The following is a 10,923-nucleotide window of genomic DNA, read 5'->3' as shown; positions in this document are numbered from 1 at the left end:
GGACGGGCCGCCGGAGACCGGCCGGGCGGCGACCGCGGCCGGCACGGCGGTGCCGGCGAAGGGCGTGGCGCCCCGGGTCGCCGGGGTCGTCACCGTCGCCGGGGCGGGGCGGGACAGCGCCGAGGCGATCGCGGCCTGCGCGTCGCGGCGGCGCCGGTTCCAGGCGCCCCGGTCGCCGTCGAAGTAGCCCTGGCGGTAGCCGAACCGGTAGCCGATCCGGTAACTGAGCTGGCCGTGCAGGCGGCCGGCGGCGTAGCAGGTCGAGCTCAGCACGAGCACGAGGAGGACGGCGAGGAACGGGCTCATCGCTCCTCCGGCTCGGTGAGGGGGTCGATCACCAGCAGCCGCTCCAGGTCGTCGGTGCTGACCTCCTCGACCAGCTCGACGCTGATCCGGCAGCCGTCCAGCATCACCTCGGCGACCGAGGCCCGGCGGATCTCGCCGCCCGCGTCGTAGACCCGGACGCTCAGTTCGGGGCAGCCGAGGTGGGTACGCCACGCGTTCCACTCGGCCCGGTCCCCGACGCTAAGCGACAGGTACCGGCAGCCCCGGGCGAGGTAGAGACGCCACGGGGCGCTGAGGCCGGCGGCCACTCCGTCCGCGATCAGGCCGAACGCCTGGGCGCGGGTCGCGAGTTCGGTCACGAGGCCCCCTCGGCACCCGCGGCGTGACGCATGTGAGCACTAATCGTCTCAGGCACGTGACACACCGTAAGTTGTCTCATGAGCGTGACAGTATCAGCTTTTCGTCTGTTTACCGCCGTACTGGCGTCCATCTATTCTGCCCGGGTGGCACCCCTCGAAAAGAGCACAGACTCGTTTACCGGGAAGCCGAGGCCGCCGTCACGTCCGCGTGACAGCAGCGTGCCGGGCCACCCCGCAAACGGCGACTGGTCGTACGGTCACGGGGTGACCGAGACGGCCAACGCACGGAAGATCGCCTTCGCCACCTTCGTCCGCCGCGCCCTGGACGACGCGCGAGCCATGCGGGCCTGGAGCGGCACCGAGGTCTCCCGGCGCACCGGCGTCTCCCGGCAGACCATCAACCGCTGGGTACGCGGCGACTGGGCCAGCGATCCCGAGGTCGAACGGGTGGTCGCCTTCTGCGAGGGGCTCGGCCTCAATCCGGCCGCGGCGTTCGCCGCGCTCGGCTGGAACCGGGCCGCCGCGCCGCGTACCGCCCCGGCCCCGCCCCCGATGGACCCGGACGTCGAGGCGCTGCTGCGCCGGCTGGTGGATCCCCACGTGTCCGACGCGGAGAAGTTCCACATCCGAGAGACCATTCGCTACCTCGCTTACCGCCCGACACTCCCTGCTGATGCGGGAAAACGAGGCAGACAGGCCGGATAGGCGACCCGCCGGACAGTTCCGCAAATGGCGAAAGAACGGCAGGACGAATCCGATCGATCCCCTACGGGCCCGGACCGGACGCGCTAGCGTCCCTGCTTGTACTGCTCGGGGCTCGTCATCGGCGGGGGGACGGGACAAAGCCGAACTCAGCCCTGCGGGACAGAAGGAGGGGTCTGTCCATGACCCTGAAATGGTTGTCAGTCGTGGTCGCGGTGGTGTCGGTGACATCGTGCGTGACCGGCAACGTGGTGGTCGGCGTACTGAACGGCGGGCAGCTTCCCCTGATCGTCAACCTCTTCGCCCTCACCACGGCCGGCACCGCGGTGGTTCTCGCCGTCGTCGCCGAGCTGCACGACCGGCTCAACGACCGGGTCAGCGCGCTCACCGAGTTCCTGGTGGCGCGGCTCAACGAGATCGAGGCGCACACCGGCGACCGGAACACCGGCTTCGTGGAGGGCTACCTGCTCAGCCACGGTCAGGACGCGGCCGTGGTGCCGTTCGGGCGCCGGGGGCGGGGAGCCGCCGAACGCTGATCCGAGCCCCCGCCGGACGTCACATCTCGGCCACGAATACGCCACGGTGCCCGGGGTACGCTGACGCGCGTGCCGCCGTTGAATCTGGGCAACCAGCAGCCGAAGACCCCGTTGGACGCCGACCACGCGTGGCGCGCCACCGCCGCCCGCGCCGCCGACGTGGTGTTCTTCTTCGACTTCGACGGCACGCTGGCGCCGGTCGACGTCGACCCGACCGCGGTCCAGCCGGCGCCCAGGGTGCTGGCCGCGCTGGAGGCGCTCGCCCCCCACGTACGCCGGATCGCCATCGTCTCGGCCCGCCCGGTGGACTTCCTCCGCGACCAGCTCGGCGGCCTCGCCGGCATCGACCTCTACGGGCTCTACGGCCTGGAGCACAGCCACTCCGGCGGCGAGACGGTCACCGAACCGGCCGCGCTGCCCTGGGTGCCCACCATGGCGGAGCTGGCCGAGCAGGCACGGGCCGAGCTGCCGCCCGGGGCCCTGGTGGAGTTCAAGCGGCTCTCGGTCGCGCTGCACTGGCGCACCGCCCCCCAGCTCGGCGACCTGGTGCAGGAGTGGGGCCGGCAGCGGGCCGAGCGGCTCGGGTTGCGCTGCCAGGCCGGGCGGATGGTGCTGGAGCTCAAGCCCCCGGTCGACCGGGACAAGGGCATGGTCATCGGCGAGGTGATCCGGGACGCCGGCGGCGCCTGGTACTTCGGTGACGACGTCTCCGACATCAAGGCCTTCGCGGCGCTGCGCGCCCGGGCCGCCGCCGACCCGGACTTCCTCGGGGTCTGCGTGGCGGTCGCCAACCCGGAGACCGGTCACGAGGTGGCCGACGCCGCCGACCTCACCCTCGACTCCCCCGCCGCCCTGGCCGACTTCCTCACCACCGCCCTCCCCCACCTCCCCTGACCCACGGTTCCCGCCCCGCCCCGCCCTGCCCGCCCCGTTGATCATGGAGTTGTGGCGGTGAACAAAGGGGACACAAGGGGCGTGTCAGGCCCCACAAGCCCATGATCGGCGCCTGGACCCGCGGGACGCCGACGGTCAGGCGCCGAAGCGGCGTTGGCGGGTGGCGTAGGAGCGGAGGGCGCGGAGAAAGTCGACGCGGCGGAAGTCCGGCCAGTTGAGCTCGCAGAAGTAGAACTCCGAGTGGGCGCTCTGCCAGAGCATGAAGCCGGAGAGGCGCTGCTCGCCGCTGGTCCGGATGATCAGGTCCGGGTCCGGCAGGCCCTTGGTGTAGAGGTGCTCCGAGATGTGGTCGACATCGATCGAGTTGGCCAGCTCCTCGATGGTGCCACCGGCCGCGGCGTGCTCCAGCAGCAGCGAGCGGACCGCGTCGGCGATCTCGCGCCGGCCGCCGTACCCGACGGCGATGTTGACCTGGGCCCCGCCGCTGCGGTCGCGGGTGCGCTCCTCGGCGGCCTTGAGCGCGGCCGCGTGCTGCGCGGGCAGCACGTCGAGCGCGCCGACCATCCGCAGCCGCCAGGGGTTGCCCTCCTCTGCCAGCTCGGTGGTGAGGTCCTCGATGATCTGGAGCAGCGGGTCCAGCTCGGCGGCCGGCCGGGAGAGGTTGTCGGTGGAGAGCAGCCAGAGCGTGACGTGTCCGACGCCCGCCGCGTCGCACCAGCGCAGCAGCTCCTTGATCCGCTCGGCGCCCATCCGGTGGCCGTCGTTCGGATCGACGAAGCCCATCTCCCGGGCCCATCTACGGTTGCCGTCGCACATCACGCCGACGTGCCGGGGCACCGGCCTGCCCGCGAGCTTCGCCGTGAGCCGGCGCTCGTACACGGAGTAGAGGAGTTTCCGCAGAGTCATCACCTTGCAGGGTAGCGACCCGCGTGGAAGATCAGTGCTGCGGTGGCGCATCGCGCGCCGGGATGCCGATTCCGATCATCGCCAGGGTGCGGGCGTCGAGACGTCCGTCACCCAGCCCCAGCTCCACCACCGTCCGGTAGACCCGCTCGTCCCGGCGGGCCGCCCGGACCGCCCCGTCCACCACCCAGCGCCGCCGGGCCAGCCAGGCCGCGGCCGAGCTGTGCCGCAGGTGCGTGCCGAGGCGGCGGCGCAGGCTGTCGGCGTACCGGCGGGCGGCCCGCTCCGGGCTGCCGGCGGCGGCCGCGCCGGCCAGTGCCCCGGAGCGCAGCGCGTAGAAGATCCCCTCGCCGGTGAAGGGATTGATCAGGGAGAGCGCGTCGCCGGCCAGCACCACCCGACCCCGGCCCGGTGCCGGGCGATGGGTGGACAGCGGCAGGTGGTGGGCCCGCAGGTCGGTCACCGTGGCCGGGTCGGTGCCCGGAAGCAGGGCGGCCAGCCGGTCCAGCAGGTGGGCCCGGCTCAGCGGCTCGCCGCGCAGCACCTCCCCGTACCCGATGTTCGCCCGGCCATCGCCGATCGGGAAGGACCAGGCGTACGCCGGCCAGCGCGGCGACGAGGTGATGATGAGCTGCTCCGGCGGGCCGGGGAGCGCCGGGGCGTAGCCCCGGATGGCGAGCGCGAGGTGCCGGTCCGGGTTGACCGGGTGCCCCAGCGCCCGGCGCAGCACCGAGCCCGCGCCGTCGGCCCCGACCACCGCCTTCGCGGCCAGTTCCCCGTCGAGCACCACCTGGTCGGGTCGTACCTCCACCCGGCGTACGGCGTGCCGGCGCAGCTCCGCGCCGGCGGCGACCGCCGCCGCGACGAGGCGGGCGTCGAACACCCGCCGGGGCACCGTGTACGCGGGCCGGGGCAACGCGCGGGCCACCGTGCCCCCGCCCGGGCCTACCAGGCGCAACGCGGGCAGCGGGCGGTAGCCGTCGACCGCCCCGGTCACCCCGAGCTCGGCGAGGACGTCCAGCGCGTGCGCGGCGATGCCGTCCCCGCACGCCTTGTCTCGGGGGAAGTCGTACCGGTCGAGCAGCAGCACCCGCGGCGCCCCCGCACGCCGAGCGCCGAGCGCCGCCGCCGCGCCGGCAGGCCCAGCTCCGACGACGACCACGTCGTACTCGTCCACCACCCCGCCATCCTCCCCCGCGCCGGACGTCGACCCCGGCCGCCGCGCCCCACCCATCGGTGTTGATCAAGGGGTTCGGGTCGGGCAGCGCCCCGATTCCGGACGCGAAACCCTTGATCAACGGGGCGGGGACGCCGGGGTGGTGGTGCGGCCGGCGCGGTGGAGGGACCAGAGGCAGAGGAGGGCGGCGGCCAGCAGGGGGCCGCCGTCGCGGATCAGGCCGTCCAGGCCGAGGAGCCACCAGCAGAGGGGCAGATCGACGGCGAGCGTGCCGAGGGTGATGAGGACCAGCAGCCGGCGGGCCCAGGTCCGACCCCGCACCACGAACTCGGTGCAGAACAGCACCAGCCAGCTGACCGCGATACCGGCGGCGAACCAGAACAGCACCGCCGGCACGGCGCTGAGCCGGCCGTCGAGGATGGATCCGCCGGCGACCAGCGCGGGCACCAGCATCAGCGGGCTGTAGGTGAACGCGGCGACCCGGGCGGTGAGCAGCCAGCCGGTGACCGGCCCGCGTTTCGGGGTCACCTCCCGCCAGGAGATCACGCCGTTCTCGACGACCAGGCCCTTGCGGTGCCGGACCAGGTGGCCACCGACCGCGTCCGACCGGTAGAGCAGCACCACCACGGAGACGCAGAGCGCGGTGAGCACGCCGAAGCCGAGCAGGCCGGGCAGCGGCGGCACCCCCGACCGGGGTACGACCAGCCGCCCGACCGCGAAGACCGTGGTGACCGCGAGGATCAGCCCGAACGGTTTCGCCGCCACCCGACCCCGGTTGACGTGCCCGATCAGCACCAGGAAACCGAGCGAGCGGAGCATCGCCCAGCCGGTGCGTACGGCCAGGCCGAACTCCTGCTCCGGGGCGTACCAGTAGTTGAGCAGCTCGACCACGACGGTGGCCGCCGCCGTGCCGGCGAGCAGGGTGGTCAGCGCCCGGACGGCGGACGGCCGCCGGACCTCGACAGGTTCGGCGGCCGTCCTCATGGGATCCGGTGTTGCCCGGTGCGGGCAACCGTCACACCTCTACTTCTGCGGCTCCGCGTCGAGCCGGGCGCGCAGCGCGTCCAGCTCGGCCCAGAGGACGCCGGGGAGCTTGTCCCCGAACTTCTCGAACCACTCGCTGACCAGCGGCAGCTCGTTGCGCCACTCCTCCGGGTCGACCTTGAGGGCGATCCGGACGTCCTCCGGCGTCATGTCCAGGCCCTCGACGTCGAGCGCGTCCTGGGCGGGGACCATGCCGATCGGGGTCTCGACGGCCTCGGCGCGGCCCTCGATCCGCTCGATGATCCACTTGAGCACCCGGGAGTTCTCCCCGAAGCCCGGCCAGAGGAAGCTGCCCTCGGGGTCCTTGCGGAACCAGTTCACGTAGTAGATCTTGGGCAGCTTGGACTCGTCGCCGTCCGCGCCCTTGCCCATCTCGATCCAGTGCCGGAAGTAGTCACCGGCGTTGTAGCCGATGAACGGCAGCATGGCCATCGGGTCGCGGCGCACCACGCCGACCGCGCCCGACGCGGCCGCGGTGGTCTCCGAGGAGAGCGTGGCGCCCATGTAGACGCCGTGCACCCAGTCGCGGGCCTCGGTGACCAGCGGTACGGTGTCCCGCCGGCGCCCGCCGAACAGGATTGCGTCGATCGGCACGCCGTTCGGGTCGTAGTAGTCGTCGGCCAGGATCGGGCACTGGGTGATCGGGGTGCAGAACCGGCTGTTCGCGTGCGAGGAGAGGCTGTCGCTCTCCGGCGTCCAGTCGTTGCCCTTCCAGTCGATCAGGTGGGCCGGCGGCTCGCCCATGCCCTCCCACCAGATGTCGCCGTCGTCGGTGAGGGCCACGTTGGTGAAAATGGAGTTGCCGCGGTCCAGGGTCCGCATCGCGTTGGCGTTGGTCTTCCAGTCGGTGCCCGGCGCGACGCCGAAGAGGCCGTACTCGGGGTTGACCGCGTAGAGGCGGCCGTCCGGGCCGAACCGCATCCAGGCGATGTCGTCACCGATGGTCTCGACCTTCCAGCCCGGGATGGTCGGCTCCAGCATGGCCAGGTTGGTCTTGCCGCAGGCCGACGGGAAGGCGCCGGCGACGTGGTAGACCTTGCCCTCCGGCGAGGTGATCTTGAGGATCAGCATGTGCTCGGCGAGCCAGCCCTCGTCGCGCCCCATCACACTGGCGATGCGCAGCGAGTAGCACTTCTTGCCCAGCAGCGAGTTGCCGCCGTAGCCCGAGCCGTACGACCAGATCTCCCGGGTCTCCGGGAAGTGCGAGATGTACTTGGTGTCGTTGCACGGCCACGCCACGTCCTGCTGGCCGGGAGCGAGCGGGGCGCCGATCGAGTGGAGCGCGTGCACGAAGTCGGCGTCGTCACCCATCGCCTCCAGGACCTTCGAGCCCATCCGGGTCATGATCCGCATCGAGGCGACCACGTACGGGCTGTCGGTGATCTCGACGCCGAACATGGGGTTCTCGGCCTCGACGGGGCCCATGCAGAAGGGGATGACGTACATGGTGCGCCCGCGCATGGAGCCGCGGTACAGGTCCGTCATCGTCCGCTTCATCTCGGCCGGCGCCATCCAGTTGTTGGTGGGGCCGGCGTCCGCCTCGTCGACGGAGCAGATGAAGGTGCGCTCCTCGACCCGGGCGACGTCCGTCGGGTCGGTCCGCGCGTAGAACGAGTTGGGCTTCTTCTCAGGGTTCAGCCGGATCAGGGTGCCGCTCTCGACGAGCTCGTCGGTGAGGCGGCGCCACTCCTCATCGGACCCGTCCACCCAGACCACCCGATCGGGGGTGGTCAGTTCCGCGACCTCACGTACCCAGGCGAGCAGTTTGGGGTGGGACGTCGGGGCCTGATCGATACCCCGAACAGTAGCCGGAGCAACCATGTCACATCTCCTTGTGGTCGACGCTGACCGATGTATGGGATGCACGAGTTCTGGCGAGCGAGTGCGTCGCCTTCGTGGAAACCTGGGATTGGGCTCAGCGTAAACCGGGCTGCCTCGCGAGTCAGTGGGACTGGTTGTGAAGAACTGCACAAGGTGCGGCCACGCTGCGGCATCGCGATCTCTTACCCGCTTTCGCGCGCAGTTTCACGCAAATCTTGCGGAGAACCTTCGACGAGTCCCGACGGCGCCGACCGTCCGCGGGTGCACCATCCGTGGAAGCACGCGCGCGTGCACGAACGACGATTCTGTGATCCCGTCCACAATTCCACGACAGGGGGTTACGCTCCGCTCACGGAGATCGGCAGCAGCGGTCGGCCGGCGTGGACCGCCGGCGGCCGCCGGGCGAGCGCGGTCCCAGTCCTTGCTTGTTACCGCTCCCATGTGTCCGGAACCGGTACTCTCGGCGGGTGGCCGCGACGATGACCCGGGACCGGACAGGGTCTCCGCACACCCGTCCGGGTCCGCTCGGCGCGCTCGTCGACCGGTTCGGGCACCTGGTCCGCGAACTGAGCAAGTTCGCCACGGTGGGCGGGTTCGCGTTCCTCATCGACCTGGCGCTCTTCAACTACCTGGCCAGCGCCCGGCACGTACCACCGCTGGCGGCGAAGACCATCTCCACGGTCGTCGCGGCGACCGTGGCGTTCCTCGGCAACCGGTTCTGGACCTGGCGGCACCGCCAGCGCGCCCACCCGGCCCGGGAGTACGCGCTCTTCTTCTTCTTCAACGCAGTGGGCCTGGGCATCGCCGTCGCCTGCCTGGCGATCAGCCGCTACGGCCTGGGCGCCATCTGGCCGGCGGTGTTCCAGACCCCGCTGGCGGACAACATCGCCAGCTTCATCGTCGGCACGGGCCTCGGGACGCTGTTCCGATTCTGGTCGTACCGGCGGTTCGTTTTCGTGGAGGCGGGAACACCCCCCGTTCCGGGAACGAGCAACGACCGAGAGTCCGGGGCGTGACCTACCGCCCATCCCGTCCCGCCGGGCCGAGTCGGCCCTGCCCGCTGCCCTAAGGTGTTCCGCATGCCTCTTGTCCGCCTGCTGCCCGAGCGCTGGCAGAAGTTCGTCCACGAGGCGCTCAAATTCGGCATCGTCGGCGGCATCAACACCGTCATCAATTACGCGGTGTTCAATGCGCTGGCACTCACGGTTTTCCAAAACGGCCAACTGAAGGCGACGGTCATCGCGACCATCGTGGCGACGATCACGTCGTATCTGATGAATCGCCACTGGACGTACCGGGACCGGCCGAGTTCGGCACTTAAGCGCGAATATGCCCTGTTTTTCCTGTTCAACGCGACCGGCCTGGTCATCGAGCTCGGGGTGCTGGCAGCGGCGAAGTACGGCCTGGGCGTGACCAGCCTGCTGATGCTGAACGTGGCGAAGACCGGTGGTGTCCTGCTGGCCACCCTGTTCCGGTTCTGGTCGTACCGGACCTTCGTCTTCCAGCCGGTCCCGCAGCACGCCGCGGAGACCTGGCATGCCATTCCCCGGGACGAGTGGGACAACGTGGGGGAGATGGACCCGGTGGCGGAGCTGGCCGAGTCGGTCAGCGAGTTGGAGGAGACCGAACCCCGGCCGGGCGAGCGAACCACCCCGGTGCGCCGGACGCCCGACCTGCGCCCCGACTACGCCCCACCGCAGGGTCGCCCGGCCGCGGCCGACGCCGGCCTCGGCGCCGACCTGACCGCCCAGCTCCAACCCACCCCGCGCCACCTCCCCCGCCGCTAACCGCTAACCCGCCCCCGGACCGGGGCGACCCGAGCCGGTGATCAAGGAGCTTGCGTCTGGTTTCCGAGCCGGTCCCGACGCAAACTCCTTGATCAACACACGAAGGGGGCGGGTCAGGCGGAGGGGTCGCGGAGGGGTTTGCCCTCGCGCATGTCGGCCAGGATCTCGCGCATCTCGCCGTCGCCCAGGCTGTGCTTGTCGTGGTGGGCCTCGACCAGCTCGTAGAGCTTCGTCTGGACCTTGTCCACGTGCGGCACGTCGGTGAGCACCGACTGGCCCCGCTCACCCGCCGACTCGATGGTCAGGGTGCCGCAGCCGAGCAACCGCTCGACGAACTTCTGGTGCATGGAGTGGTCGTTGATCCGGGTCAGCGGCAGGTCCCGGCGGTTGCGGGAGAAGACGCCCTCCTGGAGCAGCACCCGCTCGTTGGTGAAGAGGTAGTGGGTGGTCCGCCAGACCAGGAACGGCCACAGACCCAGCCAGAAGACCAGCACCAGGCCGAGCACCGCGATCACGTACAGCGCGATGGTGCCGCCGTCGCCCTCGGGCAACAGGACCCAGCCCGCGACCACCGCCGCGATGGCGAGCACCAGCACCAGGATCGGCCTGAGCAGGGCCTTCCAGTGCGGGTGCAGGTGCAGCACGACATGCTCGTCCTCGGTGAGCACGTCTTCGGGGAACGCCACGGGAACCTCCTCGCAGAACAGGACGCGCTGACCGTAACCGGTCGGCGCATCCCGCGGGATCGGCCGCGCGGAGGGTGCTCAGCGCAGATGCAGCACGTCGCCGGCGGCGAGGCGCAACGGGCCCTCCGGCGCGTCGACCTGGAGCTGCCCGTCCTCGTCCACCCCGGTGGCGGTGCCGCGCACCTCCCGGCCGTCGGGCAGCAGCACCCGGACCGGCCGGCCCACCGTCGCGCAGGCCACCACGTACGCGTCGCGCAGCCCGCTGGCCACCGCGTCGCCGCCGGCCGAGCGCCACCGGTCGTACCAGTCGGCGAGGGCGCGGAGCAGCGCGCGCAGCAGCGGGTCCCGGTCGGTGGCGGCGGCCCCCGCCAGCTGGAGCGAGGTCGCCGGCAGCCCGGTCGGGTTCGCCGGCAGCTCGTCGGCGCGGAGGGTGACGTTGAGGCCGATTCCGACCACGATCGCGGGCGGCTGGGCCGAACCGTCGCCCGGCACCGCCTCGGCGAGCACGCCGGCGCACTTCGCGCCGTCGATCAGCAGGTCGTTGGGCCACTTCAGGCGGGCGTCCAGCTCGGCGAGCCGGGCCACCGCCTCGACCAGGGCGACTCCGGCGAGCAGCGGCAGCCAGCCGTACCCCTGGGGTGGCACGGGGGACCAGCCGCGCTCGGCGACGGCGTCACCGGGGCGGAGCAGGACGCTGGTCGCGATGCCGGCCCGCGGCGGCGACTGCCA

13 protein-coding genes are annotated in these 10,923 nt (G+C 71.6%); 5 read left to right on the top strand and 8 right to left on the bottom strand.

Translation table 11 applies throughout. The features are described from left to right. Together ACWEVO_RS17445 and ACWEVO_RS17440 are read right to left on the bottom strand one after the other, a co-directional pair. Positions 1 to 306: hypothetical protein (locus ACWEVO_RS17445; RefSeq protein WP_452308564.1), on the bottom strand; the 306-nt coding region annotated here is incomplete at its 3' end. After that, entirely contained in the window at positions 303 to 644 is a 342-nt protein-coding gene (locus ACWEVO_RS17440) for a hypothetical protein (RefSeq protein WP_452308563.1), read from the bottom strand. The genes ACWEVO_RS17440 and ACWEVO_RS17445, both read right to left, overlap by 4 nt. Positions 645 to 908: 264 nt before the next feature. On the opposite strand from ACWEVO_RS17440, the gene ACWEVO_RS17435 reads away from it, so the two are divergent. From ACWEVO_RS17435 to otsB, 3 genes are all read left to right on the top strand, one after another. After that, positions 909 to 1,349 carry a helix-turn-helix domain-containing protein gene (locus tag ACWEVO_RS17435; protein ID WP_452308562.1) on the top strand — a complete coding sequence of 147 codons (441 nt, stop codon included), beginning with the start codon at positions 909 to 911 and terminating at the stop codon, positions 1,347 to 1,349. Between the two features lie 179 nt (positions 1,350 to 1,528). After that, positions 1,529 to 1,882, top strand: coding sequence for a hypothetical protein (locus tag ACWEVO_RS17430; protein WP_452308561.1), 354 nt, complete (start codon positions 1,529 to 1,531; stop codon positions 1,880 to 1,882). 69 nt (positions 1,883 to 1,951) lie between these two features. After that, a complete protein-coding gene (gene otsB, locus ACWEVO_RS17425; protein ID WP_452308560.1) occupies positions 1,952 to 2,776 on the top strand; it encodes a trehalose-phosphatase in 825 nt (274 codons plus the stop codon). Between the two features lie 135 nt (positions 2,777 to 2,911). On the opposite strand, the gene ACWEVO_RS17420 is transcribed toward otsB, so the two are convergent. From ACWEVO_RS17420 to ACWEVO_RS17405, 4 genes are read right to left on the bottom strand one after another with little or no spacing between them, the layout of a single operon-like run. Beyond that, positions 2,912 to 3,682, bottom strand: coding sequence for an isoprenyl transferase (locus ACWEVO_RS17420; protein WP_452308559.1), 771 nt, complete (start codon positions 3,680 to 3,682; stop codon positions 2,912 to 2,914). Positions 3,683 to 3,713: 31 nt separating this feature from the next. Further along, positions 3,714 to 4,913, bottom strand: a complete 1,200-nt coding sequence (locus tag ACWEVO_RS17415) for a geranylgeranyl reductase family protein (protein ID WP_452308558.1) — start codon at positions 4,911 to 4,913, stop codon at positions 3,714 to 3,716. A gap of 60 nt (positions 4,914 to 4,973) precedes the next feature. Then, positions 4,974 to 5,840 carry a hypothetical protein gene (locus ACWEVO_RS17410; protein ID WP_452308557.1) on the bottom strand — a complete coding sequence of 289 codons (867 nt, stop codon included), beginning with the start codon at positions 5,838 to 5,840 and terminating at the stop codon, positions 4,974 to 4,976. A 39-nt stretch (positions 5,841 to 5,879) separates the two neighbouring features. Next, positions 5,880 to 7,721 (bottom strand): phosphoenolpyruvate carboxykinase (GTP), encoded by a 1,842-nt coding sequence (locus ACWEVO_RS17405; protein WP_452308556.1) that lies wholly within the window; start codon positions 7,719 to 7,721, stop codon positions 5,880 to 5,882. A gap of 425 nt (positions 7,722 to 8,146) precedes the next feature. Between ACWEVO_RS17405 and ACWEVO_RS17400 the strand changes: the two genes are divergently transcribed. Next, complete coding sequence (locus tag ACWEVO_RS17400; RefSeq protein WP_452308555.1) at positions 8,147 to 8,737, top strand: GtrA family protein; 591 nt, start codon at positions 8,147 to 8,149, stop codon at positions 8,735 to 8,737. 63 nt (positions 8,738 to 8,800) lie between these two features. Next, positions 8,801 to 9,508, top strand: coding sequence for a GtrA family protein (locus ACWEVO_RS17395; RefSeq protein ID WP_452308554.1), 708 nt, complete (start codon positions 8,801 to 8,803; stop codon positions 9,506 to 9,508). Between the two features lie 113 nt (positions 9,509 to 9,621). On the opposite strand, the gene ACWEVO_RS17390 is transcribed toward ACWEVO_RS17395, so the two are convergent. Together ACWEVO_RS17390 and ACWEVO_RS17385 are read right to left on the bottom strand one after the other, a co-directional pair. After that, positions 9,622 to 10,194, bottom strand: a complete 573-nt coding sequence (locus ACWEVO_RS17390) for a PH domain-containing protein (protein WP_452308553.1) — start codon at positions 10,192 to 10,194, stop codon at positions 9,622 to 9,624. Between the two features lie 78 nt (positions 10,195 to 10,272). Further along, a partial coding sequence (locus tag ACWEVO_RS17385) for a biotin--[acetyl-CoA-carboxylase] ligase (RefSeq protein WP_452308552.1) occupies positions 10,273 to 10,923 on the bottom strand: 651 nt, incomplete at its 5' end.

Source organism: Micromonospora sp. NPDC003776, from assembly GCF_053605645.1.
This window is presented reverse-complemented; position numbering and strand designations above follow the sequence as displayed.